The sequence below is a fragment of the Reyranella sp. genome (assembly GCF_965229815.1).
Lineage (GTDB): Bacteria > Pseudomonadota > Alphaproteobacteria > Reyranellales > Reyranellaceae > Reyranella.
Genome location: NZ_CBDDJN010000006.1, coordinates 878,913 through 902,403, shown reverse-complemented (window position 1 = coordinate 902,403; position 23,491 = coordinate 878,913). Strand labels below are relative to the sequence as shown.

Here is a 23,491-nt window from a genome sequence, read left to right as displayed (position 1 = left end):
GCCGCAATGACGGCACCCCTGCTGGCCGTCGACGGCCTGTCGAAGAGCTTCGGCGGCGTCCACGCCGTGCGCGAGGTGTCGTTCACGATTCCGCCGGGCGTGATCTTCTCCGTCATCGGTCCCAACGGCGCCGGCAAGACCACGCTGATCAACGTGCTGACCGGCATCCTCAGGAGCTCGGGCGGTCGCGTCCGCTTCGAGGATCGCGACATCAGCGACGTGCCGGCGCATGTCGTGGCCTCGGCCGGCATGGTCCGAACCTTCCAGAACGGCCGCCTGTTCCAGCGCCTGACCGTCATCGAGAACGTGCTGGTCGGCGCCCATCACCTGCTGCCGCAGTCGATCTGGTCGGCGATCGCCGGCACCGCCACCGCCCGGCAGGCGGCGATCCGCAGCCACGCGCGCGAGCTCCTGGCGACGCTCGGCCTCGCCGACGATGCCGACCGGCTGGTCGGCGCGCTGCCCTACGGCCGCCAGCGCATGGTCGAGATCGCCCGCGCCCTCGTCTCGGAGCCCAAGCTGCTGCTGCTCGACGAGCCGGCCGCCGGCCTGAACTCGGGCGAGGTCGAGCGCCTGCGCGGCATCCTGGAAACCCTGCGCGTCCAGGGCCTCACCCTCCTGCTGGTCGAGCACAATATGGGCCTGGTCATGCGCGTCGCCGACCGCATCGCCGTCATCAGCTTCGGCGAGAAGATCGCCGAGGGCAGCCCGGCCGAGGTCCGCGCCGATCCGCAGGTGCTCGAGGCCTATCTCGGCCATGGATACCGTCATGCTGAAGATTGAGGGCCTGTCGGTCAGCTACGGCGCCATCGACGCCCTGCACGGGCTCTCGATCGAGGTCGCCCAGGGCGAGGTGGTGGCGCTGCTGGGCGCCAACGGCGCCGGCAAGACGACGCTGCTGCGCACCATCTCCGGCCTGCTGCGGCCGCGCGCCGGCGAGATCCGCTTCGAGGGCGAGCCGCTCGGCACCAGCTCGGCCGAGAGCCGGGTGCGCCGCGGCATCGCCCACGTGCCCGAGGGCCGCCGTATCTTTCCGGGCCTCACGGTGCGCGAGAACCTCGACGTCGCGACCACGGTGTGGCGCCGCCGCGGCATGAGCGCCGACGGCGACCTCGACCGCGTCTTCGCGCTGTTCCCGCGGCTGCGCGAGCGCGCCACGCAGCTCGGCTGGTCGCTGTCGGGCGGCGAGCAGCAGATGCTGGCGATCGGCCGCGCGCTGATGGCGCGTCCAAAGATGCTGCTGCTCGACGAACCCTCGCTCGGCCTGGCGCCGCGCCTGTCGGCCGAGGTCTACGAGCGCATCGCCGACATCAATGCCCGCGACGTCACCGTGCTCCTGGTCGAGCAGAACACCGTGCTCGCCCTCGATGTGGCCAAACGCGCCTACGTGATCGAGAATGGCCACATCGTGCTGGACGGTCCGGCGCGCGAGCTCGCCCGCCATCCAAGGGTGCGGGAAGCCTATCTGGGAGCCTGAATCCATGCCGCAGGACGGCGCGCCGACGGCCGGCTGGCAGGTCGGCATCGACATCGGCGGCACCTTTACCGATCTCGTGGCGCTGCACCCGGCGAGCGGCGAGGTCCGCTCGATCAAGGTCCCGACCCGGCGCAACGATCCCGTCGCCAGCATCCTGGGCGCCCTCGCCGCGGCCGGGCTCTCGCCCGAGCAGGTCGACGACCTGGTGCACGGCACGACCTTGGTCACCAATGCGATCGTCGAGGATCGCGTCGAGCCCGTCGCCCTCGTGGCCACGCAGGGTTTCGAGGACGTGCTCGACATCGGCCGCGCCGGCCGCCAGCAGCTCTACCGCCTCGAGGTGCCGCCGCGTCGCGCCGCCCAGGTCCCGCCCGAGCGCCGGGTCGGGCTGGCCGAGCGCGTCGACCATGACGGCGCCGTCCTCGCGCCGCTCGAGCCCGCCGCCATCGCCGAGGCGGTCCGCCGCGTCCAGGACACCGGCGTGCAGAGCGCCGCCGTGTCGCTGCTGCACGCCTATGCCAATCCCGCGCACGAGCGCGCGGTTGGCGAGGCCCTGAAGCAGGCCCTGCCCTTCGTGTCGCTGTCGCACGAGGTCAATCCCGAGACCCGCGAGTTCGAGCGCACCGCGACCACGGTCCTCAACGCCTCCGTGATGCCGATCGCCGCCCGCTACCTCGACCGGCTGCAGCGCGACGTGAAGGGTGCCCGCCTCCACGTCATGCACTCGGCCGGCGGCATGGCCTCGCCGGACGCCGCCGCCCGCCGGCCGCTCGCCATGGCGCTGTCAGGCCCCGCCGCCGGCGTCTGTGCTGCCGCCCACGTCGCGGGCGCGCTCGGCCTCGACAGCGTGCTGACCTTCGACATGGGCGGCACCACGACCGACGTCTGTCTGGTGACCCGCGGCGCCGCCGAGATCTCGACCGATTCCAAGCTCGCCGGCCGGCCGGTGCGCCAGCCCATGGTCGCCGTCGAATCGATCGGCGCCGGCGGCGGCTCGCTGGTGACGCTGGGGACCGGCGGCCTGTCGATCGGGCCGGAGAGCGCCGGCGCCGAGCCCGGTCCGGCCGCCTACGGCCGCGGCGGCACGCGGCCCACCGTGACCGACGCCAATGCGGTGCTGGGCTACCTCGATCCGACCCGACGGCTGGGCGGGGCCATCACCCTCGATGTCGCCGCGGCCGAGGCGGCGCTCGCCCCGCTGGCCGAGCGGCTGGGCGTCGGCATTGTCGAGCTGGCGCTCGGCGTGCAGCGCGTCGCCAACGCCACCATGGTCCGCGCCCTGGCCCGCGTCACCGTCGAGCGCGGCGTCGATGGAAGGCAATGCACCCTGCTCGCCTTCGGCGGCGCCGGGCCGATGCATGCGGCCGGGCTCGCGCGCGAGTTCGGCATCCGCGAGATCGTGGTCCCCCGCTTCTCCTCGGCCTTCTCGGCGCTGGGCTGCATCGTCGCCGACATGAGCTACACGCAGCAGCAGTCGGTCCGCATGCTGAGCCCGCAGTGGGACGGCGAGCGCTTCCGCGCCCTGCACGACGGCATGGCGGCGGCGCTGGCCGAGCCGCTGCATCGCCAGGGCCATGCGGCCGACCGCATTGCCGTCGAGCGCACCGCGCTGGTCCGCTATGTCGGCCAGAGCACCGCCGTCGAGGTCCCGTTCGACGATCCGCTGGATATCGCCGTGCTGGGCCGCGACTTCCGCCGGCGCCACCGCGACATCTACGGCTACGAGACCGACGAGCACTGGGAACTGCAGAGCCTGCGCCTCAGCGCCCGGGTCGGCCGCACCCCGCGCTTCGGCCCGATGGCGGCGACAGCCGGCGCACCGACTCCGATGTCCGTCGCCCCGTGCTGGTTCGACAAGGGCGGCGCCGTGCCGACGCCGCGCTACGATCGCGATTCCCTGCCCGCCGAGACCGTCATCGCCGGCCCGGCGATCGTCGAGGATGCCTGGTCGACCATCGTCGTGCCGCCGGGCTGGACGCTGCGCGCCGACGCGATGGGGCATCTCTGGATCGGCGAGGCCATGCCATGAGGAACACTGTCGATCCCTTCACCGTGGAGGTGATCCGCCACGCGCTGACCGCAGCGGCCGAGGAGATGTCCTTCGTCGTCATGCGCTCGGCCCGCTCGCCGCTCCTGCGCGAGGCGGGCGACCTCTCCTCGGCCCTGACCGACCACAAGGGCGACCTGATCGCCCAGGGCCGCGACATCCCGATCCATCTCGGTGTCATGAGCTTCACGGTGAAGAAGTTCCTGGAGCGCGTGCCGCCCGAGCGACTGCTCCCGGGCGACGTCTGGTTCCTCAACCTGCCCGAGGTCGGCGGCAACCACCTGCCCGACGTGAAGGCCATCCGGCCGATCTTCCTCGAGGGGCGGCTGTTCGCCTTCGCCGTCAGCCTGGCCCACTGGGGCGACATCGGCGGCGCCTGGGCCGGCAGCTACTTCGCCGCCGCCACCGAGACCTGGCAGGAGGGCGTGCGCATCCCGCCGGTCCGGCTGTTCACGGCCGAGGGCCCGGACCGCGAGAAGCTCGACTTCCTGCTGGCCAACCTGCGCGGACCCGCCGAGCGCGAGGGCGACATCCTGGCCCAGATGGCCGCGACCCGGACGGCCGACGCGCGCCTGCAGCGGCTGGGCGGGGAGCACGGCGCCGCCACGATCCGCGCCGCCCTCGACCGGCTGGACGATCTTTCCGAGGCGCAGATGCGCGAGGCGATCGCGGGCCTGCCCGACGGCGTCTACGAGGGCGAGGACTTCCTCGACGACGATGGGCCGGACGGCCAGCCGGCCGCCATCCGCGTGCGCATCGAGATCGCGGGCGACCGGGCGCGCTTCGACTTCGGCGCCACCGACGATGCCGTGGCGGGGCCGCTCAACACCACGCCGTTCGTCGCCATGGCCGCCGTCTACTACGCCATCAAGGCGGTGGCCGGTCCGGAGATCCAGCCCAACGGCGGCTGCTACCGGCCGCTCGAGATCCTGACGCGGCCCGGTTCCATCCTCGAACCCGCCATCGACAAGCCGGTGGTCGGCGGCAACCACGAGACCTCGCAGCGCGCCGTCGACGCGATCATGCGGGCGCTGGAGCCGGCGGTGCCCGAGCGGCTGACGGCCGGCGGCTCGACCACGGCGGGGCTGCTGATCTTCGGCGGACGGCGGCGCGACGGCGCCATCGGCACCTTCTACGAGACCCATGGCGGCGGCGAAGGCGCGCGGGCCGAGCGCGACGGCGTGCCGGTGGTGCGCGTTCACCTCACCAACACGATGAACACGCCGGCCGAGATCGTCGAGGCCGAGTACATGATCCGGGTCGAGGAGCAGCGCCTGCGCACCGGCTCGGGCGGCGCCGGGCGGCATCGCGGCGGCGACGGCATGGTGCGCACCTACACGGTGCTGGCCGACGGCCTCAGCCTCACCACCATGTTCGAGCGCCGGATCGTCGCCCCTTACGGCCTGCAGGGCGGCGCCGACGGCGCGCCGTTCCGCGTCACGCTGCATCGCGCGGCCGGCGGCGGCCGCGAGCTCTCCGGCAAGGAGAACCTCGCCTTGCGGGCCGGCGACCGCGTCGTCATGGAGACCTCGGGCGGCGGCGGCTACGGCTCGCCGGCCTGACCGGCGGCGAACAGCTTGCGCACCGCCCCCATGTCGGCGATGCGCTGCATCCAGGCCAGCGACCCCTCTTCCTTCATCGCCCGGGCGCCCTCGACGAACGCCGCCAGCGCCAACCGGTTCAGCGCGCCGCCGACGCTGATGCGCTTGGCGCCGGCCGCCGCGACGTCGGCGACGGTGAGCGCGGGCTCGAGCCAGCCCGTCACCACGTTCAGCGGCCGGTCGATCGCCTCGACCACCGCGCGGATCTCGGCCGCGGTGCGCAGTCCCGGCGCATAGAGCACCTCGGCTCCCGCCGCGGAATAGGCCCGGAGGCGGCGGATCGTGTCGGCCATGTCGTTGCGGCCGCGGATGAGGTTCTCCGCCCGCGCCGTCAGCACGAACGGCACCGGCAGGCTGCGGGCCACGGCGACTGCGGCGCGCACGCGCTCGACCGACAGGCCGAAGTCGTAGATCGGAGCCTTGGGATCGTTCGAATAGTCCTCGATCGAGCCGCCCGCCAGGCCCGCCTCGGCCGCCATCCGGATCGTCTCGGCTGCCGCCGCCGGCTCGTGGGCGAAGCCGTTCTCCAGGTCGGCATTCACCGGCAGGTCGGTCGCCTCCACGATCTCGCGCGCGTTGGCGATCACCTGCTCGCGCGTCACGCCCGCGTGTCCCAGGTTGTTCGCGACCCCGAGGCTGGTGGTCGCCAGCGCCTCGTAGCCCAGCCCCGCCAGGATCCGTGCCGTGCCCGCGTCCCACGGGTTGGGAATGAGGAAGCATCCCGGACGCTCGTGCAGTTTCCTGAACGATGCGGTCTTCTCGGCCTGGGTGCGCATGTGCTCTCTCTCCTCGATCTGCCGCGAAGATCGCCGCGCGACAGGCCTCTGTCGAATGCATAGTATTTCGCATCATCATCAGGAAAACGGATCGATGGACATCGACGGGCTGCGGACCTTCGTCGCGATCGCCGAGCTCGGCGGCTTCACCCGCGCCGCCGCGCGCCTGCACCGCTCCCAGCCGGCGATCAGCCGCCGCCTCGGCCTGCTGGAACAGGAGCTGGGGGTCCCCCTGTTCGACCGGCTGCGCGGCCGGGCCCGGCTTACCGAGGCGGGTGCTGCCTTCCGGCCGCACGCCGAGGCCGCCCTCGCCGCACTGAAGGATGGCCAGGAGGCCGTCCGCGACCTGCAGTCCGGCCTGTCGGGCAGTCTCTCGCTCGCCCTGGTCGGCACCCTCGCCGACACGCACATCGTCGACACGCTGCGCCGCTTCCGCGAGCGGGCGCCCGGCGTGCGGCTCGAGTTGCGCACCGCCTCGAGCGCAGAGGTCACCGACCTGGTGCGGCGCGGCGAGGTCACGCTGGGCCTGCGCTACTTCTTTCCCGACAGGGCGGATCTCGCCATCCATGCGGCGGGCGCGGAGGCGATGCTGGTGGTGGCCGCCGCGGGCCATCCGTCGGCCGGACGGCGCGTGCGGAAGGTCGGCACGCTATCCGGCGAGCGCTGGATCGGCTTCCCGCCGGTGCGCAACGAGCGGGATTCGTCCGGCCACCTGCTCGCCCGCCTGCTCCTGCGCGCCGGCCTGGACGATGCCGACGTCACCCTGATCGACAGCCTGACGGCCCAGAAGCGGCTCGCCCAGGCGGGCTTCGGCCTCGCGCTCGTGCCCGAGAGCAGCGTGCGCGACGAACTGCGCCAGGGCCTGCTGGTCGCGCTCGACGTGCCGGCGCTGCGCGCGGTGAACCCGATCACCGCCATCCATCGCCGCAACGCCTATCTCAGCCCGGCGGCCAAGGCCCTGCTCGCGTTGCTGACCGGCAGGCCGCTGAAGCCGAAACGGCTCGCTTCTGTCAGCTCGCCATCGCCGGCCGCTTCGCCCGCCACGGCATCGCCGTCTCGTAGGCGTGGGCCGCGCGGAACACCGTCTGCTCGCTGAACGGCTTGCCGGCGAGCTGCATGGCGACCGGCAGTCCGCCGGCCCCGAAGCCGGTGCAGACCGTGATGGCCGGAAAGCCCGTGACGTTGAACGGCATGGTGAAGGACGGCTTCTCGATACCCGACCATTTCGGCACGTTGTCGATGCGCGGCGCCTCGGCCGGCGCGGCGGCGCTCACCAGGATGTCGAGATCGGCCATGGCGTCGGCCATCTCGTGGCAGAGTACCCGGCGGCGGCGCGTCGCCTGGATGATGTCCGGGCCCGTCACCATCGCCGACAGGATGACCCGGTCGCGCAGCATCTCGCTGTAGTCGTTGAAGCGCTCGCGCAGCCACGGACCGTGCACCGCGAAAGCCTCGGTGACCATGATCAGCCAGCCCACGGCGAAGTAGTCGAGCATCGGCGACAGGGTGACCTCACGGACCTCCGCTCCTTCCTTGCGGAAGAAATCGACGGCTGCGTCGATGCCGGCCCGCGTCGTGTCCGAGGCCGGATTGTCGGTCTCGAAGAAATGGCGCACGACGCCGATGCGCAGTCCCTTGACGCCCTTGCCGAGCTCGGCGGTGAAGTCGGGCACCGGCCGGTCGACGCTGGCCGGGTCCTCGGGATCGTGGCCGGCCATGGCCTGCAACAGCAACGCGCAATCCTCGGCCGTCCAGGCCATCGGTCCGGCATGGTCGAGCGACCAGGCGAGCGGCAGGATGCCGACGCGGCTGCACAGGCCGTAGGTCGGCTTGATGCCGGCGATGCCGCAGAACGCCGCCGGGCCGCGAATCGAGCCGCCGGTGTCCGAGCCGGTGCCGCCCAGGATCATGCCGGCCGCGACCGCCGCGCCGGTGCCCGAGGACGAGCCCGCCGTGAAATGCTCGCGGTTCCAGGGATTGCGCGCCGGCGGCCAGGGCAGGTCGAAGGACGGACCGCCGAAGGCGAACTCGTGCGTCGACAGCTTGCCCAGCATCACGGTGCCGGCCTCGGCCCACTTGGCGACCGTGCGCGCGTCCTTCGCGGGCACGTTGGTCTCGAGCAGCTTCGAATGGGCCGTCGTGCGGATGCCCGCCGTGTTGTAGATGTCCTTGTGGGCGATCGGGATGCCGTCGAGCGGCCCGCGGAGCGCGCCGGACGCCTGCCGCGCCTCGGCAGCTTTCGCGTCGGCGAGCGCCCGCTCCTCCGTCACCATCAGGAAGGCGTCGAGCTGCGGGTCGAGGCGGCGGATGCGGTCGAGCTGCGCCTTGGCGAGTTCGACCGGCGACAGCTTTTTCGCGGCGATGAGTCGGCCGGCTTCGGCGATGGTCGGGATGGCGGACATCAGCCCTTCTCCCGGCCCTGCAGCACGTCGAACGTCAGCGCCGGCTCCGCTTCGCGCGGCAGCGGCGCGTTCACCCGTGCGATCAGGGTCTGGAAGATCGCCGCGCCCGGCAGCAGGCCCTTCACCTGCTCCTGGGTCAGCTCGACCCCGGCCCGTTTCAGGATGGCATCGAGTTCGGCCTGGTCGATGGCTGGGGGACTCACGGGCATTCCTTTCCTGTTCGGCAGGGACGATAGGCGCCTGCAAGATGCTGGCCAAGGACCCGGCGCCGGCGTCTACTCGCCGTCCATGATCATCGAACGCATCGACCCCATCGCCCTGCGGCTCCCGAAATCGACGGGCGACGGCGCGCTCCATCTCGTCCTGTGCCGCGTGACGACGCGGTCCGGCCTGGTCGGTTACGGCGAATGCCTGTGCCTGCGCCCCGCCTCGCAGCGCAGCCTGGTCGCGGCGATCGCCGATGCCATCGCGCCTCTCCACGTCGGCCGTTCGGTCGAGGAGCGCGAGAGCCTGAACCGCGAGGCCCGCATCCGCATGGCCTCGTTCGGCCGTGCCGGCACGAACCTGAATGCGCTGGCGGCGGTGGACATCGCCCTGTGGGACATCGCCGGCAAGGCGGCCGGGAGGTCGCTTTCCGACCTGCTGGGTGGCGCGCGGCGCGGCCGCGTGCCCGTGATGGCAAGCCTCGACCGCTACAACGATGCGACCAGGGTCGCCCCGCGCATCGCGAAGGCGCTCGGCGCCGGCGTGGCCGCCGTCAAGGTCCACGAGTTCGACCTTGCCGTCATCGAGGCGGCCCGCCGGCAGGTCGGTCCTGGCCTGCCCTTCGTCGCCGATTGCAACAGCGTCCACAGCCTGGCCGACATAGGCCGGGACATCGCCCGCTGGCGGGCGCTCGACCTCCTGTGGCTGGAAGACCCGGTGTGGCCGCCGGAAGCCATGCTCGGCGCACCCGAACTGCCCGGCATCGTGGTCGGCCAGGGCGCCGACCTCGGCTCGGCCGAGCAACTCGCCGTCTACGCCCGGCCGCCGATCGGCGTCCTGCAGCCCGACGTCTGCATGATCGGCGGCGTGTCGGAGACGCGCCGCGCCATCGCGATGCTCGAGCCGCTCGGCGTATCCATCGCGCCGCACACGCCCTTCATCGGCCCGGCGGCGCTCGCCACGCTGCATCTGCTTGCCGCGATGAAGCAGGAGGCCTGGTTCGCCGTCATCGAGGCCGAGCCGTCGATGGCGCTCTACGCCGACGAGGCCTTCACGCGATGGCAGCCCAGCCTCGCTGTCCCCACCGGGCCCGGGCTGGGCGCGGACCCCGATCCGGCCTGGCTGGAGCGTCACAGCCTGTAGTGGCGAGGCCGGTTCAGCCCTTCACCTTGCGGCCCAGCATGGTCTCGTAGACGCGCAGCACCGAGGTGCTGTCGTCGCCGCCGAAGCCCATGCCCTTGGCCAGGCGTTGCAGGTTGTGCGTCGAGGCGCCCTGCTGCAGCGGCACGCCGAGCTCGTCGCCCAGTTCCAGCGCCAGGTGCAGGTCCTTGTAGGCAAGGTCGAGCGCGAACGACGGCGGCGAGTACTTGCCCGGCAGGGCGCGCAGCGTGAAGTTCCGGATGGCGTTCGAGTTGCCGCTCGAGCTCGAGATCACCTGCAGCAGCTTGTCCGGATCGAGGCCGGCGCTGGTGCCCAGCATCATGCCTTCGACCAGCGCGGCGAGGTTGCAGAACGAAAGCATGTTGTTGACCAGCTTGGCCACGGTGCCACTGCCGAGCTCGCCCATGTGGATCACGTTCGCACTGAACGACTGCAGCACCGGCAGCGCATCGTCGAACACCTTCTTGTCGCCGCCGACCATGATGGCGATGGTCGCGGCCTCCGCGCCGGTCGTGCCGCCGCTGACCGGCGCATCGAGCATGGCGATGCCCTTGGCCGCCATCGCCGCGCCGATCTTCTTCACCATCGACGGCGCGTTGGTGCTGAGGTCGATGTAGGTCTGTCCAGGCTTCAGGCTGGCGAGAACACCGCCCTCGCCCAGCGCGACCTTCTCGACATCCCGTGGCATCGGCAGCGAGGTCAGCACCAGGTCGGCACCCTTCGTCACCTCGGCGATCGACCCGGCGGCCGAGGCTCCGACATCGGTGCAGGCCTTCACGGCAGCCGCGTTGAGGTCGAACACCGAGACCGCGTGATTGCTGCGCTTGACGATGTTGCGGCACATGGGCCCGCCCATGTTGCCCACACCGATGAACCCGACTTTCATTGTTTCCTCTCTCCCCTATTTGTCATCCCGAGCGAAGCCGCCCGGAGGGCGGCGCAGTCGAGGGACCTTTCTTCTGTCGACGTCGTCCGGATCAGCCGACCATCAACACCAGCTTGCCCTTGAAATGGCGGTCGGCGCTGACCTTGAGCGCCTTCTGCGCATCCTTCAGCGCAAAGGTCGTCACATGCTGCGGCTTCACCGCGCCCGACGTGACGAGCGCTGCGATGCGTTCCATGTGCGCGCGGGTGCGCGGCACCGCCGGGCGGAGCGCCGCGACATCGCTGCGTTCGGGCTTGGGCGCCTGCGGTCCCGAGGCGATGAAGGCGGCACGGCCGCCGGGCTTCAGGACGGCGAAGGAGTGCGTGGCGACATCTCCCCCCACGGTCTCGAAGACCGCATCGACGCCCTTCACCGCCTGGGTGAAGTCGGTCTTCGTGTAGTCGATGACCTCGTCGGCACCCAGGCTCTTCACATAGTCGACGTTGCCGGTGCTCGCCGTGCTGATGACCCGCGCGCCGATCTTCTTGGCCAGCTGGATGGCGAAGCTCGCGACGCCTCCGGCGCCGCCCTGGATCAGGATCGTCTCGCCGGCCTTGAGCTTCAGCGTATCCTCGACCGAGCAGATCGCCGTGAGCCCGGTGAGTGCCACCGCCACGGCATCGACGTGGCTGAGGCCCGCCGGCTTCTTCCCGACCACCGCCGCACCGACGGCGACCTTCTCGCAGTAGGTCCCGTCGCGGCCGGTCTCCAGCACGCCGAACACCTCGTCGCCGACCTTGAGGTCGGTCACGCCGGCGCCGACGGCGCTGACCCTGCCCGAGAAGTCGCGTCCCAGGACCAGCGGAAAGTTCGCCTGCTTGTACTCGCCCGCCGCCACCTTGGGATCGGCGCCGTTGACGCTTGCGGCGACGACGTCGACCACGACCTGCCCTTCGCCCGCCGTCGGATCCGGCAGGTCGCCGTAGGTCAGGACCTCGGGTCCGCCGAAATTCTCGATGAATGCCGCTTTCATGGGGGTCTGGCCTTTGCGGTTGAATGTCGGCCCGGACCCTAGAGCGGTTCGCCGGCCGGGGAAACCGGGTCCGCCGGACCCGCGCCCGGTCGCGAAATGCGGGCGGTCCCGACGGGTTTTCCGATCAGTCGGTCAAGGCCTTGCGCGGCAGGCGCAGCGTCAACCCCAGGCCCGACGGATTCCACTCGTAACTCAATGTCCCGAGGAAGGAAGTTTCGACCGTGCGGGCCACGAGCTGGGTGCCGAATCCCGTCGACGTCGGCGGCCCTTCGACGGACGGGCCGCCGCGCTCGGTCCATCGCACCAAGATGTCGTCGCCCGCGAAAGACCATGCGATCTCGACGGTTCCCCCGGCAGTGGTGAGCGCACCGTACTTGGCAGCGTTCGTGACGAGCTCGTGGAAGATCAGGGCCATGTTGTTGATCGCGTGATCGCCCAGCCCGATGCCTGGCCCCGACAGGGTGAACGGCGACGCTGCAGCGCCGGCACGGCTGCCTGCCGCCCGATCGTGGGGCAGCAGGATGGCCCGCAGCAGCGCCTCGAGGCCCGCCGGCTGATCCTTGCCGCCGCCCTCGGTGAAGCTCCGCCGCACCAGACCGTGCGCCCGCGCCAGCGCACGAACCCGGCCGGACAGGACCTCCGCCAGATCGGCGGGAGAGCGGGCGTTGCGGGCGCTGAGCTGGATCATGCCGTCGACGATGCTGAAGACGTTCTTGACGCGGTGACTCATTTCCTGGGCCAGGCCGGCCTGTACGGCCAGCGACGCCTTGAGTTGCTGCTCCGTCTTGAACATCTGCAGGGCCGCGCTGACGAATCCCGACAGTTCGCTCACCGCCGTGACATGGCCGGCGTTGAAGTGTCCGACGCGGTCCGAGACGATCCACAAGGTACCGATGCCATCGGCACCGCGCCGCAATGGAACCAGCAGCACCTCCGGCACGACGATCTCGGCGTCGGCGATCCATGCATAGTAGCGCTCGGCATGACGGGCGAGCACGGCCGCCCCGGCATCCAGCGTGACGCCGCACGGGCTGTCGTTGCGCGGCGTCGTGGCGCCTTCGAAAGCGGCCAGCGATCCCCGCAGGAAGTGCCAGCGGAAGACCGCCGCCGTGCCGTCAGCCGGCTCGAGGACGCTGATGCCGGCGGCGACGCCACCGGCCATTTCCATGGCGAAGTCCACGAACCGTGGGAGGACCTCGCCCGGCCCTTCGGCCATGCAACTCCCGAGGTCCAGCAGGGCCTGCTTGAGGCGTGCCTGGTCGGTGTTCGAAGGCGGGCGACCCGCCAGCTCCCGTGTGACGATGATCTCGTCCAGGGGAACCGGCCGATCGGCCGCCAAGGGGGCCGCCGTCATCGCACGAGTCTCCGGGAAACGGGGTCGCCGCGCAACGGCGGATTCGGCCCTTGCGACCGTCCGGGCGCCGCAGCGGATGAGATTGGCCGTTCTCGGCCGATCACATCATGCTTCAGGCCCGGCGCGACCCCCGGATCAGACGTCCGGGGAGTGCCCCGGTCGCCTGGCCGTCGCGGTAGACGACGGCTCCCGAGACGATCGTCGCGTCGAAACCGTCCGTCCGCTGCACCAGGCGCTTGCCGCCGGCTGGCAGGTCGTAGACGACCTCGGGTGACCGCAGCCGCAGACGATCGTAATCGAGGACGTTGATGTCGGCCTTCTTGCCGACGCCGAGCAGGCCGCGGTCGTTGAGGCCCACGGCCTGCGCATTGTCGGCGGCGAGCCGCTTGATCGCCCAGCTGACCGGGAACAGTGCGCCGCGGCGGCGGTCGCGCGTCCAGTGGGTGAGCGTGTAGCTGGTCGCGGTGGCGTCGCACATGATGCCGACATGGGCGCCACCGTCGCCGAGGCCGATCAGGCTGTTGGGCGAGGCGATCATGTCGCGCACCGCATCGAGGTTGCCCGCCGCGAAGTTGGTGACTGGCAGGTAGAGCAACCCGCGGCCGTCGCGCACCATCAAGGCATCATAGGCGACCTCTTCCGGCCGCCGCCCCTCGCGGGCCGCACGGGCCGCCACGCTGCTCTCCGGCGCGGGCTCGTAGTCGGGCGGATCGCCCAGCGGGAACATGCGCTCCCAGCGCTCGACACGCCGGGCATGGCCTCTTCCCTCGGCAACCTCGACCATCAGCTTTTTCCGGAAAGCGGGATCGCGCAGATAAACGAGGCGCTCGGCCATCGGCAGGTGGGCGATCGCCTTGTAGGCCGGCCGGCCCATGAACGGGTTCTGCGACAGCTCGAAACCCAGCAGCACGCTGGTCGGCCGCGAGCGCACCTGGGCAGTGATGCGCAGCCCCTCGGCGTTGGCCTCGTCGATCTCGGCCATCAGCGTGCGCCAGGCCTCGGGCCGGGCATCCGACTGGGTCAGCGTCAGGGTGAGCGGCCGCGTCGACTCGCGCGCCAGCCGGCGAAACAGGCCGATCTCCGCCGCCTGATCCTCGAAGTCCGACACGACCTGCAGCCAGCCCGTGCCGGCCGCGCGCAGCGCGTGGGCGATCTCGGTCAGCTCGGCTTCCTCGGCCCGCAGGGTCGGGATGCTGCGCCCGTCGGCGGCGCGATGGTTGAGCGTGCGCGAGGTGGCGAAGCCCAGCGCGCCGGCCCGCAGCCCCTCGGCGGTGAGCTCGGCCATGCGCCGCCGATCGTCGGCGGTGGCCGGCTCGCGGTTGGCTCCGCGCTCGCCCATCACGTAGACGCGCAGCGCGGCATGCGGGACCTGGGTCGCCACGTCGGCGTCGTACCGCCGGGCGGCGAGGGAATCGAGATAGTCGGGAAAGCTGTGCCAGTTCCACGGCAGGCCCGCGGTCATCACCACCTCGGGAATGTCCTCGACGCCCTCCATCAGGTTGACCAGCAAATCGCGCTGCTCGGCATGGCAGGGAGCGAAGCCGACGCCGCAATTGCCCAGCAGCACGGTCGTGGCGCCATTCCACGACGATGGCGACAGGCGTTCGCTCCACGTCACCTGCGCGTCGTAATGGGTATGGACGTCGACGAAGCCCGGCGTGACCAGCCGGCCGCGCGCATCGATCTCCTCGGCGCCCTTCGGGAGGTTGCGGCCGATGGCCGTGATGCGGCCGTCGGTGACCGCGAGATCGGCCTCGTAGGGCTCGCCACCCGAGCCATCGACGATGGTGCCGTGGCGAACGACAAGGCTGGGCGTGGGCATGCTTCGGCTCCGATTGATGAACCGATCGTATCGGCTCGACAAACGCGCTGGCAATCGGCGGTGCCGCAGGACCGGGTTGCAGTTCCGTAGCGTCGCGAACGGGCCCTCGCGGGCCAGCTTGGCGTGTTCCGGCTGTGACCATGCACAGAGTGTGACTTTGCCCACGCTACCAGATGTCGGCGAGGATCATCATCCGTCCGTGCCCCGATGCGCGGCACGAAGCGAGGAACAACGATGCGTGCACATGCGATCCTGGGCGCCGTCATCGCCCTGTCCGTCCTTGCGCTCCCCTCGATCGAGGTCCGGGCGGAAACCGGCTACGCCGCCGTCTGGCGTCCCGGCAGCGGCGCCCAGTGGTGGCGGTCGGGCATGACGGCCGACGAGTTCAAGGCGCAGGACAAGACCTACTTCGACCAGGGCCTGCGGATCCAGTCCATGTCGCTCAAGGGCGGCCGCTTCACCGTGGTTTGGCGGCCGGGGTCGGGCGCGCAGTGGTGGCGCTCCGGCATGACCGTCGACCAGCTCAAGGCCCAGGACAAGACCTACTTCGACCAAGGCCTGCGGCTCGCGGCGCTCGAGATCGACGGCGGCAAGTTCGCTGCGGTCTGGCGTCCCGGCACGGGCGCCCAATGGTGGCGGTCGGGCATGACGGCGGACGAGTTCAAGGCTCAGGACAAGACCTACTTCGACCAGGGGCTGCGCATCGCCGTGCTCGAGATCGAGGGCGGCAGGTTCGCGGCCGTGTGGCGTCCCGGCACCGGCACCCAGTGGTGGCGATCGGGCATGACCGGCGCCGACCTGGAATCGCAGGACCAGATCTACTTCGGACAGGGTCTGCGCCTCACCGCCCTGGCCGTCGACGGCGACCGCTACGCCGCGGTGTGGCGACCGGGATCGGGGACGCAGTGGTTCAGCCATCGCCGCTGCTCCGTCGACTTCAAGACCGAGGATACAGCCTACTTCGGGCGCGGCCTGCGTCTGCAGTTCATCGAGCGGCAGGACCATGCGAGCGGCGCCTACCGCTATCCGTGGAAGAGCGGCGATTCGCACAAGGTCAGCCAGGGCAACAACAACGCCTCGGGCTCGCACAATGGCAGCCAGGCCTATGCCTTCGACTTCGGCCTGCCGAGCGACACGCAGGTGCGGGCGGCCCGGGCCGGCACGGTCGAGTGGCTGCAGGAGAGCCAGACGACGAGCTACGATCCGACGAAGGCCACGACGCCGTCGAACACGCCGTTCCCCAACGGCAGCCTGCAGAACTGGGGCAATGCCGTGCGGCTTCGCCATGCCGGCGGATTCACGAGCTGGTACTTCCACCTCAAGACCAACGGCGTCAGCGTCAAGGTCGGAGACACGGTGAAACGCGGCCAGGCGATCGCGACGTCGGACAATACGGGCCGCACCTCCGGCCCCCACCTGCACTTCCAGGTCCAGGCCGATTCGACCGACTGGGGCCAGTCGGTGCCGATCTCGTTCGGCGACTGCACCGTGCCGACGGGCGGGCAGACGGTCACCGCCGACTGAGACTCGATCGGGCGGAGTCGCGTCGGTCCCGGCTCTTCCGTCCCCGACGATGTCCGCTTGCAGCGCCGGGCGGACATCCCCACGTGAGGACATCGCCCGCGGCAGATCGGGCCGTGGGATCATGCTTGTCTCAAACAACGCGGAAAGGAAGCGTCATGGCGAAGAACACGATCTGCCTCTGGTACGACAAGGATGCCGAGGCGGCGGCCCGGTTCTATGCCACGGTCTTCCCCGACAGCGCCGTCAACGCCGTTCACCGCGCGCCCAGCGACTATCCGTCCGGCAAGAAGGGCGACGTGCTGACGGTCGAGTTCACCGTCGCCGGCATTCCCTGCCTCGGCCTCAACGGCGGTCCTGCGTTCACGCACAACGAGGCCTTCTCCTTCCAGATCGCCACCGACGACCAGGCGGAGACCGATCGCTACTGGGACGCCATCGTCGGCAATGGCGGCCAGGAAAGCGCCTGCGGCTGGTGCAAGGACAGATGGGGCATCTCCTGGCAGATCACGCCGCGCGTGCTGACGGAGGCCCTGGCGGTCGGCGGCGACGAGGCCAGGCGCGCCTTCGAGGCCATGATGGACATGAAGAAGATCGACGTCGCCGCGATCGAGAAGGCCCGGCGCGGCTAAGGCCGGCCACCCGCTCCGGCGACCCGCTTTCGGCAACCGAAAAGGGCGGCCCGGCCCTGCTGCATTGTCTCGCCGAGAGCGCTAGCCTGTCGGGACAAGAAGCCAGGGAGCGGCCCATGATCGACTATGAAGCCATCGTGATCGGCGCTGGCGTGTGCGGGATCTACCAGATCAAGAAGCTGGTCGACCTCGGCATCCGCGCGACCGTGCTCGAGGCCGCACCCGATCTCGGCGGCACCTGGTACAACAACCGCTATCCCGGCTGCCGCTTCGACTCGGAGAGCTACACCTATGGCTACTCCTTCTCGCGCGAGGTGCTGGACGAATGGCACTGGAAGGAGCGCTTCTCCAGCCAGCCCGAGAACCTCAAGTACCTGAACTTCGTCGCCGACAAGTTCGACCTGCGCCGCCACATGCAGTTCGACGTCCGCGTCGAGGCGGCCCGCTACGACGAGGCCGCCAACCTCTGGCGGCTCTCTCTGTCGGACGGCCGCACGCTCACCGCCCGCTGGGTCATCCTGGCGACCGGGCTCCTGTCGGTCCCCACCCTGCCGCGGCTGGAGGGCATGGACCGCTTCAAGGGCCCCTCCTTCCATACCTTCTACTGGCCGCACGAGGGCGTCGACCTCGCCGGCAAGAAGGTGGCCGTGATCGGCACCGGCGCAACCGCCATCCAGGTGATTGCCGAGATCGCCGACAAGGTGGGCGATCTCACCGTCTTCCAGCGGCGTCCGAACTGGTCGGCGCCGCTCAACAACAGCCCGATCTCCGACGGCGAGATGGCGGCCATCCGCAAGCGCTACGACGAGATCTTCGCGGCCTGCGCCCGCACGCCGGGCGCCTTCGAGCATGAGCCCGACCGTCGCGGCTTCTGGGAAGTCTCGCGCGAGGAGCGGATCGAGCTCTGGGACCGTCTGTACGACGAGCCGGGCTTCGGCATCTGGCTGGCCAACTTCCGCGAGATCTTCACCGACGAGGCGGCCAACGCCGAGTTCTCCGAATACATCGCCGGCCGCATCCGCGGCCGCGTCAAGGATCCCGCGGTGGCCGAGAAGCTGATCCCGCGCGACCACGGCTTCGGCGTGCAGCGCGTGCCGCTCGAGACGCGCTACTACGAGGCCTACAACCGCGACAACGTCCACCTGGTCGACATCGCCGAGACCCCGCTCGTCTGCGTCACCGAGAGCGGCCTGCGCACCAGCGCCCGCGATTACGACTTCGACGTCATCGTCTATGCCACGGGCTTCGACGCCATCACCGGCGCCTACGATCACATCGAGATCCAGGGTGTCGGCGGCGAGAAGCTGGGCGACAAGTGGAAGGACGGTCCGTCGACCTTCCTCGGCATGCTGGTGGCCGGCTTTCCCAACCTGCTGCTGCCCTCCGGCCCCCAGAGCGGCTCGGCCTCGACCAACTACCCGCGCGCCATCGAGATCGGCGTCGACTGGTGCACCGGCCTGCTGGAATACATGCGCGCCCATGGCCACGACCGCGTCGAGGCGACCGACGCGGCCGAGGAACGCTGGACCCGGCACGTCACCGAGATGTACGGCATGATGCTGATGCGCAAGGCCAAGTCGTGGTTCACCGGCTACAACTCGAACGTCCCGGGTCACGAGGCCGGCCGCATCCGCTACTTCGTCTACAACGGCGGCACCCCGAAGTTCGTCGCCACCATCAACAAGGTGGCGCAGACCGGCTACGACGGCGTGGTGTTCGGCGCTTCGCATCCTGCGCCGGACCGCCAGCTCAGGAGCGCGGCAGACTGATCGCGAAAGAGAAGCTGTAGCGGCCGGCTGGGTAGATCGTCTCGGACACCAGGAGCGTGCGGGCGTCCTCGGCAACGTAGCGGCGAATCACCTGCAGGCCCGGCGAGTCGTCGGCAACGCCCAGGCGCCGCGCCGCCGCCGCGGGGACGGGACAGGCGCTCGTCTCCTGGACCAGCCTTGCGATCCGAAAGGCCGAATGCTGGTTGATGATCGTGTAGGCCGGTGCCCGCAGCCGGTCGAGATGCCGGCTGAGCGGCGCCAGATCCTGCGGCAGGTAGAGGTTCGAATAGGCAACGGCGATCCGATGCTTGCGGATCGAGCGCAGCGATTCCACCCGCTTCCACGACTCGCCGCGGCGGCAGTCCAGGAGCCGGGCGAGGCTGCCGTCCGCCTTGACCATCGTCTCCGACAGCGTCTGCTGCTCGCTGTTCTCCAGATTCGGGAACAGCGCCGAGACCGATTCGGCTTCCTGAACATAGCGGGGACTGGCATGCAGGCTGCGCACCACCGTGCCGATTCCGGCATGGCGGCTGACCAGTCCCATGTCGTTCAGCACCGCCAGCGCGGATCGTGCCGTATTCCTCGAGATGCCGAACCGGTCGCACAGTTCCGCCTCGGTATCGATCAGTGTTCCGACCGGGTGCTTGCCGGCGGCGATGTCCTCGATGAGCGACTGGGCGACGCGGGCATAGCGCGGCAGGAACTCGAAGCCGCCGGCTTCCGCGCGGATCGGGGCAATCTCCGACGGCCCGGCACCGGCAACAGCCGACACGCCGTCGGTGTAGCCGGTCCGACCTGACGCCGCCCGTCGCCCGGACCGCCCCGCCGTCGTGCTTCCGTTGGACTTCCGTGCCATGTCACGTCCCGACCGCTGTCAGGCTGCCGCCGGCTGACGAGGGCGCAACCCCAGCATCGCGCGCACCTCGTCCGGGCTGGCAATGTCGCGGCCCAGCGCCCGCGCCCGCTCTGCCACCCACTCGACGAGCTGTGCATTCCTCGGACAGCCGTCCTCGACGTAGGGGTAGTCGCCGAGGCCTATCTGGACGTGCCCGCCGGCCAGGATGATCTTGTCGAGGAGCGCATCGAGCCGACCCCCGATATACGTCACCGCCCATAGCACCGAACCATCCCGCGGCAGGAACATCAGGTAGGCATCCAGGCCCTGCTCCGTACCGGGATGCCCGGCGATCATTATCCTGTCCGTGAGCACGAGGCTAACGAGCAGCCGGCCCTCGAGGAGCGCCCCGTCCCTGAAAGCCTCGATCAAGCGGAGAAACGAGACGTTCCAGGCTACCAGCGACGGCTTGATACCCGCCGCCCGGAAATTCTTCGCGAGGTCGACCAGCATCCCCGTCGGATTGACGTAAGTGCTGCCTGGGAGCCGCAGGAAGCGGCTCGCCCGGTCGCAGAGATCGACATTGACCGAACCCATGTCCATCGGCGCGATCTCCGGTCGTGTGGCGCCCTCGAGGGATAGCCGCCGCACGGTGCCGAACCTCTCCTCGAAGGACGAGGCGACCGTCACGTAGCCGAGGCTCGGATGGATCAGGATGTCCGACGAAGCGCGGATCGCGAGGATGGTGTCACGGCATGTCTCGAACCGGTTGTCCGGCGCGCCCGTGGCGTCCCGCCCGTGGAAGTGCACGATGCTGGCGCCGGCCTGGCGGCATTCGATTGCGTCCGCGGCAATCTCGGCGGACAGCCACGGGACGTTCCTGTTCCTGGTCCGGGTGGCGTACTCGTTGACCCGCGCCTCGATGATCAGCTTTTCCATCCGGCCTCTCTCGATCGGTCGTCGCCCCAACCGCATCGCGGCCTTCTCTCGGGGTCCACGCTTGGACTTTGTTCCTAATTGTTCTAATGTTGGTTCATTAGAGTTAAGTCCGCCGCGACGGCTTGTCAAAAGGGCGGCTGCATCGAACCGCAGTTCATCCGCCAGAACGATGGCGCAGTGCGATGCCGGGACATGGAGGAACGACGATGCGCCCGATCCGGTCGCTGCTCATCTGCACAACGACGATTGATCGCCATGTCCAAAGCGCGCTGGCAAGCGGCGCGGACGCGGTGATGCTCGACCTCGAGACCTCCATCGCAGAGGCGGAGAAGGCGTCCGCTCGCGTCGCCGCGGTCGATGTCCTGTCCCGTCCGCAACGGCCGGACATTTTCGTACGCATCAACGACATCGACGGCCCGCACGTCCTCGATGACCTCGTGGGGATCGCCGGCAGCGACGGCGCGGGTCCGAACCTGCGCGGCGTCGTGTTGCCGCAGGCCGAGGACCCGCGCCAGATCCTCGCGCTCGACTGGATCCTGGCGCGCCTGGAGCACAAGCATGGACGGACGCGGCCTCCCATCGAGATCCTGCCGCTTGTCGAATCGGCCCGCGGCGTCGAGGGTGCGCGCGAGCTGCTGGCAGCGTCGTCGCGAGTGAGACAGGCGACGTTCGGCGTCGCCGACTACTGCCAGGACACGCACCTCCAGGTTTCGGACGAGGAGCACGAGCTTGCCTACATCCGGGGCCGTCTCGTCCATGCGTCACGGGCCGCGGGACGCGAATCCCCGATCGACACGGTCTTCCTGAATCTCGCCGACCCGTCGGGCATGGACGCCGCCCTGCAGCGCAGCCGCCGGATGGGCTTCTTCGGCAAGCTATGCATTCATCCCAGGCAGGTCAGCCAGGCCAATGCGGCCTTCTCACCGTCTGCGGAAGAGGTTGCCCAGGCGCGCAGGATCGTCGACGCATTCGAGACCGCCATGGCCAGCAACGTCGCCGCGATTCGCATCGACGGCCGGCTGGTCGACCTGCCGATCGTGCGCAGCGCGCAGCGCATCATCGCCCTGGCGGACGACCTCCGTCGTTCTCCCGCCGCCTAGCCGGGTCGAGCATCCCGTGCCCCGGCAAGCGGAACCGGCGACGTTGCGGCCCCCTGCCGTCGTCCCCGTGATCATCGAGGCGGCGATCAACGGCGCGCGGACACGGGCCGAAAATCCTCACGTGCCTCTCGCACCCGACGAGATCGTCGATTGCGTCATCGCGTGCGTCGAGGCGGGTGCCTCGATAATCCACATGCATGCGGGTCAGCCGATCGTCGGGTCCGGCGGGCATCACGACAGCCGGATGTACCGCGACGTCTTCGCCCGGTCGCTGGACCGTCATCCCGGCCTGCTGATCTATCCGACGCTTCCGGGCGGTGGACCGGGGACGACGATGGAAGACCGACTGGCCCATGTCCACGAGCTCGCCGAACTGGGACTGGCCGGCATGGTCCCGGTCGATCCCGGGACCATGAACCTCGGTCGCATCGCCCGCAGCGGTCGACCGCCGGCCAACGCCCATGTCTACCAGACGACGTTCGCGGACACCGACTGGGCGTTCCGGTTTTGCGCCCGACACGGCCTGCCCTGCACGCTCTCGGCCTTCGAACCCGGCTTTGTCAGGCTCGTCGAAGCGCACCGGCGCGCCGGTACGCTGCCCAGGGCATCGATGCTGAAGCTCGAGTTCGGCTCGGACTCCCTGCTGTTCGGCATGAAGCCCGGACTGCGCGGCCTGGAGGCATGGCTCGACCTGTTCGACAGCGAGCAAGTCCCCTGGATGGTCTCGATGCGCGACGGTGACGTTAACGATCTGCTTGCCGGTCTCGCGATCGCCCGCGGCGGCCATGTGCGCGTCGGCATCGAGGACTATTGCGGCCCGGCCCCGCCGAGAAACGACGAGTTGGTTGCCGCGACAGCGGCCATCGCCCTGGAACACGGTCGGCGGCCAGCGCGCCCCGACGAGGTCCTCGGGCTTATCACGTCGCAATCCTGAAGCACACGAGGGAGGAAGGAATGAGAGCGCTGATCGGACTCTTGATGGCATGCCTGGCGCCGCTGCTCGGCCTGTCGTCAGCCCGGGCCGAGGCCCCCTGGCCCGACCGGCCGGTGAAGATCGTCGTGCCCTTCCCCGCCGGCGGTTCGACCGACATCGTCGCGCGCGAGCTTGCGCAGGGGCTGACCGCCAAATTCGGGCAGCAGTTCCTGGTCGAGAACAAGCCGGGCGCCGGCAGCACCCTGGGAACGGCTTCCGTCGCGAAGGCCCCACCGGACGGCTACACGTTTCTGGTCACCAGCAGCCACTACTCGATCGTGCCGTCGCTCTACCCGCATCTCGGTTACGATCCGCTGAAGGATCTGGCGGGCGTGGCGCTTCTCGTGAACATTCCGGTGATCCTCGTCGCCAACCCCGCCGTGCCGGCGAAGACGGTCAAGGAACTGATCGCCTACGACAAGGCCCACCCCGGCAAGCTGAACTTCGGCTCCTCGGGCGCCGGCGGCGTCAATCACCTGAGCGGCGAACTGTTCAACCACATGGCCGGCACCCACCTGACGCACATCCCCTACAAGGGGACGGCGCCGGCCATGCAGGACCTGATGGCCGGCAACGTCCAGCTCATGTTCGACGCGATCTCGACGTCGCTTCCGAACATCAAGGCGGGAACGATCAAGCCGATCGCCTGGACCGGTCCGAAGGCCTCGCCGGTCCTGCCCGACCTTCCGACCATCTCTGGATCGGGCCTTCCCGGCTATGAAACCGCGTCATGGCTGGCAATGTTCGCACCGGCAGGCACGCCGCCGGACATCATCTCGAAGGTCAGCGAGGAGGTGCGTCGGATCCTCGATCAGCCAACGGTCAGGCAACGCCAGCAGGCTCAGGGGGTCGAGATCGTCGCCTCGACGCCGCAGCAACTCGACGCCGTCGTCCGGACCGAGATTCCGAAATGGTCCAACCTCATCAAGACCGTCGGCGTGAAGATCGAGTGAAGGAAGGGCGCGGCCGGCCGCACCCTC

The 23,491-nt window shown here is 69.9% G+C and carries 21 protein-coding genes; 12 read left to right on the top strand and 9 right to left on the bottom strand.

Going from position 1 to position 23,491, the window contains the following annotated elements; all coding sequences use genetic code 11:
• Window positions 1-6: 6 nt before the first annotated feature.
• The 4 genes from ACO073_RS15730 to ACO073_RS15715 are packed head-to-tail and all read left to right on the top strand — an operon-like array spanning window position 7 to window position 5,086.
• The gene (locus ACO073_RS15730) at window positions 7-783 is read left to right on the top strand and encodes an ABC transporter ATP-binding protein (protein WP_421998543.1); all 777 of its coding nucleotides are present in this window, start codon (window positions 7-9) and stop codon (window positions 781-783) included.
• Entirely contained in the window at window positions 770-1,477 is a 708-nt protein-coding gene (locus ACO073_RS15725; RefSeq protein ID WP_421998542.1) for an ABC transporter ATP-binding protein, read from the top strand. The genes ACO073_RS15730 and ACO073_RS15725 overlap by 14 nt, the downstream gene beginning before the upstream one ends.
• A 4-nt stretch (window positions 1,478-1,481) precedes the next feature.
• The gene (locus ACO073_RS15720) at window positions 1,482-3,506 is read left to right on the top strand and encodes a hydantoinase/oxoprolinase family protein (RefSeq protein ID WP_421998541.1); all 2,025 of its coding nucleotides are present in this window, start codon (window positions 1,482-1,484) and stop codon (window positions 3,504-3,506) included.
• Window positions 3,503-5,086: a hydantoinase B/oxoprolinase family protein gene (locus tag ACO073_RS15715; RefSeq protein ID WP_421998539.1), complete on the top strand. Its 1,584-nt coding sequence runs from the start codon at window positions 3,503-3,505 to the stop codon at window positions 5,084-5,086. The genes ACO073_RS15720 and ACO073_RS15715 overlap by 4 nt, the downstream gene beginning before the upstream one ends.
• Here ACO073_RS15715 and ACO073_RS15710 read toward each other — a convergent pair.
• Window positions 5,068-5,901, bottom strand: coding sequence for an isocitrate lyase/PEP mutase family protein (locus tag ACO073_RS15710; RefSeq protein ID WP_421998538.1), 834 nt, complete (start codon window positions 5,899-5,901; stop codon window positions 5,068-5,070). The two genes, ACO073_RS15715 and ACO073_RS15710, sit on opposite strands and share 19 nt — an antisense overlap.
• A gap of 94 nt (window positions 5,902-5,995) precedes the next feature.
• Between ACO073_RS15710 and ACO073_RS15705 the strand changes: the two genes are divergently transcribed.
• Window positions 5,996-6,997 carry a LysR family transcriptional regulator gene (locus ACO073_RS15705; RefSeq protein WP_421998536.1) on the top strand — a complete coding sequence of 334 codons (1,002 nt, stop codon included), beginning with the start codon at window positions 5,996-5,998 and terminating at the stop codon, window positions 6,995-6,997.
• Here ACO073_RS15705 and ACO073_RS15700 read toward each other — a convergent pair.
• Window positions 6,912-8,303: an amidase gene (locus tag ACO073_RS15700; RefSeq protein WP_421998535.1), complete on the bottom strand. Its 1,392-nt coding sequence runs from the start codon at window positions 8,301-8,303 to the stop codon at window positions 6,912-6,914. The genes ACO073_RS15705 and ACO073_RS15700 overlap by 86 nt on opposite strands.
• Window positions 8,303-8,506, bottom strand: coding sequence for a hypothetical protein (locus tag ACO073_RS15695; protein WP_421998534.1), 204 nt, complete (start codon window positions 8,504-8,506; stop codon window positions 8,303-8,305). The genes ACO073_RS15700 and ACO073_RS15695 overlap by 1 nt, the downstream gene beginning before the upstream one ends.
• Window positions 8,507-8,591: 85 nt before the next feature.
• Here ACO073_RS15695 and ACO073_RS15690 point away from each other — a divergent pair, with 85 nt between their 5' ends.
• Window positions 8,592-9,650, top strand: a complete 1,059-nt coding sequence (locus ACO073_RS15690) for an enolase C-terminal domain-like protein (protein WP_421998533.1) — start codon at window positions 8,592-8,594, stop codon at window positions 9,648-9,650.
• A gap of 13 nt (window positions 9,651-9,663) precedes the next feature.
• Here the strand turns inward: ACO073_RS15690 and ACO073_RS15685 are convergent, their stop codons facing one another.
• From ACO073_RS15685 to ACO073_RS15670, 4 genes are all read right to left on the bottom strand, one after another.
• Window positions 9,664-10,554 carry an NAD(P)-dependent oxidoreductase gene (locus tag ACO073_RS15685; RefSeq protein ID WP_421998531.1) on the bottom strand — a complete coding sequence of 297 codons (891 nt, stop codon included), beginning with the start codon at window positions 10,552-10,554 and terminating at the stop codon, window positions 9,664-9,666.
• 91 nt (window positions 10,555-10,645) lie between these two features.
• Entirely contained in the window at window positions 10,646-11,566 is a 921-nt protein-coding gene (locus ACO073_RS15680) for an NADP-dependent oxidoreductase (protein ID WP_421998530.1), read from the bottom strand.
• A gap of 124 nt (window positions 11,567-11,690) precedes the next feature.
• A complete protein-coding gene (locus ACO073_RS15675; RefSeq protein WP_421998528.1) occupies window positions 11,691-12,920 on the bottom strand; it encodes a sensor histidine kinase in 1,230 nt (409 codons plus the stop codon).
• 112 nt (window positions 12,921-13,032) lie between these two features.
• The gene (locus ACO073_RS15670; RefSeq protein WP_421998527.1) at window positions 13,033-14,742 is read right to left on the bottom strand and encodes an N-acyl-D-amino-acid deacylase family protein; all 1,710 of its coding nucleotides are present in this window, start codon (window positions 14,740-14,742) and stop codon (window positions 13,033-13,035) included.
• 234 nt (window positions 14,743-14,976) lie between these two features.
• On the opposite strand from ACO073_RS15670, the gene ACO073_RS15665 reads away from it, so the two are divergent.
• The 3 genes from ACO073_RS15665 (at window position 14,977) to ACO073_RS15655 (ending at window position 18,664) form a co-directional block, all read left to right on the top strand.
• Window positions 14,977-16,266: a M23 family metallopeptidase gene (locus ACO073_RS15665; RefSeq protein ID WP_421998525.1), complete on the top strand. Its 1,290-nt coding sequence runs from the start codon at window positions 14,977-14,979 to the stop codon at window positions 16,264-16,266.
• 155 nt (window positions 16,267-16,421) lie between these two features.
• Window positions 16,422-16,895: a VOC family protein gene (locus ACO073_RS15660; protein WP_421998524.1), complete on the top strand. Its 474-nt coding sequence runs from the start codon at window positions 16,422-16,424 to the stop codon at window positions 16,893-16,895.
• A 116-nt stretch (window positions 16,896-17,011) separates the two neighbouring features.
• Window positions 17,012-18,664, top strand: a complete 1,653-nt coding sequence (locus ACO073_RS15655) for a flavin-containing monooxygenase (RefSeq protein ID WP_421998523.1) — start codon at window positions 17,012-17,014, stop codon at window positions 18,662-18,664.
• Here ACO073_RS15655 and ACO073_RS15650 read toward each other — a convergent pair.
• Together ACO073_RS15650 and ACO073_RS15645 are read right to left on the bottom strand one after the other, a co-directional pair.
• Window positions 18,645-19,520: a GntR family transcriptional regulator gene (locus tag ACO073_RS15650; protein ID WP_421998522.1), complete on the bottom strand. Its 876-nt coding sequence runs from the start codon at window positions 19,518-19,520 to the stop codon at window positions 18,645-18,647. The genes ACO073_RS15655 and ACO073_RS15650 overlap by 20 nt on opposite strands.
• An 18-nt stretch (window positions 19,521-19,538) precedes the next feature.
• Window positions 19,539-20,438 (bottom strand): 3-keto-5-aminohexanoate cleavage protein, encoded by a 900-nt coding sequence (locus ACO073_RS15645; RefSeq protein ID WP_421998521.1) that lies wholly within the window; start codon window positions 20,436-20,438, stop codon window positions 19,539-19,541.
• Window positions 20,439-20,644: 206 nt separating this feature from the next.
• Between ACO073_RS15645 and ACO073_RS15640 the strand changes: the two genes are divergently transcribed.
• From ACO073_RS15640 to ACO073_RS15630, 3 genes are all read left to right on the top strand, one after another.
• Window positions 20,645-21,538 (top strand): HpcH/HpaI aldolase/citrate lyase family protein, encoded by an 894-nt coding sequence (locus ACO073_RS15640; protein ID WP_421998520.1) that lies wholly within the window; start codon window positions 20,645-20,647, stop codon window positions 21,536-21,538.
• A 67-nt stretch (window positions 21,539-21,605) separates the two neighbouring features.
• Window positions 21,606-22,472 (top strand): 3-keto-5-aminohexanoate cleavage protein, encoded by an 867-nt coding sequence (locus tag ACO073_RS15635; protein WP_421998519.1) that lies wholly within the window; start codon window positions 21,606-21,608, stop codon window positions 22,470-22,472.
• A 20-nt stretch (window positions 22,473-22,492) separates the two neighbouring features.
• Entirely contained in the window at window positions 22,493-23,464 is a 972-nt protein-coding gene (locus tag ACO073_RS15630; protein ID WP_421998518.1) for a tripartite tricarboxylate transporter substrate binding protein, read from the top strand.
• Window positions 23,465-23,491: the final 27 nt, after the last annotated feature.

Coding starts and splice junctions, on each gene's coding strand:
- ACO073_RS15730 (WP_421998543.1), top strand. CDS start 7: ATGACGGCACCCCTGCTGGCCGTCGACGGCCTGTCGAAGAGCTTCGGC.
- ACO073_RS15725 (WP_421998542.1), top strand. CDS start 770: ATGCTGAAGATTGAGGGCCTGTCGGTCAGCTACGGCGCCATCGACGCC.
- ACO073_RS15720 (WP_421998541.1), top strand. CDS start 1,482: ATGCCGCAGGACGGCGCGCCGACGGCCGGCTGGCAGGTCGGCATCGAC.
- ACO073_RS15715 (WP_421998539.1), top strand. CDS start 3,503: ATGAGGAACACTGTCGATCCCTTCACCGTGGAGGTGATCCGCCACGCG.
- ACO073_RS15710 (WP_421998538.1), bottom strand. CDS start 5,901: ATGCGCACCCAGGCCGAGAAGACCGCATCGTTCAGGAAACTGCACGAG.
- ACO073_RS15705 (WP_421998536.1), top strand. CDS start 5,996: ATGGACATCGACGGGCTGCGGACCTTCGTCGCGATCGCCGAGCTCGGC.
- ACO073_RS15700 (WP_421998535.1), bottom strand. CDS start 8,303: ATGTCCGCCATCCCGACCATCGCCGAAGCCGGCCGACTCATCGCCGCG.
- ACO073_RS15690 (WP_421998533.1), top strand. CDS start 8,592: ATGATCATCGAACGCATCGACCCCATCGCCCTGCGGCTCCCGAAATCG.
- ACO073_RS15685 (WP_421998531.1), bottom strand. CDS start 10,554: ATGAAAGTCGGGTTCATCGGTGTGGGCAACATGGGCGGGCCCATGTGC.
- ACO073_RS15680 (WP_421998530.1), bottom strand. CDS start 11,566: ATGAAAGCGGCATTCATCGAGAATTTCGGCGGACCCGAGGTCCTGACC.
- ACO073_RS15675 (WP_421998528.1), bottom strand. CDS start 12,920: ATGACGGCGGCCCCCTTGGCGGCCGATCGGCCGGTTCCCCTGGACGAG.
- ACO073_RS15670 (WP_421998527.1), bottom strand. CDS start 14,742: ATGCCCACGCCCAGCCTTGTCGTTCGCCACGGCACCATCGTCGATGGC.
- ACO073_RS15665 (WP_421998525.1), top strand. CDS start 14,977: ATGCGTGCACATGCGATCCTGGGCGCCGTCATCGCCCTGTCCGTCCTT.
- ACO073_RS15660 (WP_421998524.1), top strand. CDS start 16,422: ATGGCGAAGAACACGATCTGCCTCTGGTACGACAAGGATGCCGAGGCG.
- ACO073_RS15655 (WP_421998523.1), top strand. CDS start 17,012: ATGATCGACTATGAAGCCATCGTGATCGGCGCTGGCGTGTGCGGGATC.
- ACO073_RS15650 (WP_421998522.1), bottom strand. CDS start 19,520: ATGGCACGGAAGTCCAACGGAAGCACGACGGCGGGGCGGTCCGGGCGA.
- ACO073_RS15645 (WP_421998521.1), bottom strand. CDS start 20,438: ATGGAAAAGCTGATCATCGAGGCGCGGGTCAACGAGTACGCCACCCGG.
- ACO073_RS15640 (WP_421998520.1), top strand. CDS start 20,645: ATGCGCCCGATCCGGTCGCTGCTCATCTGCACAACGACGATTGATCGC.
- ACO073_RS15630 (WP_421998518.1), top strand. CDS start 22,493: ATGAGAGCGCTGATCGGACTCTTGATGGCATGCCTGGCGCCGCTGCTC.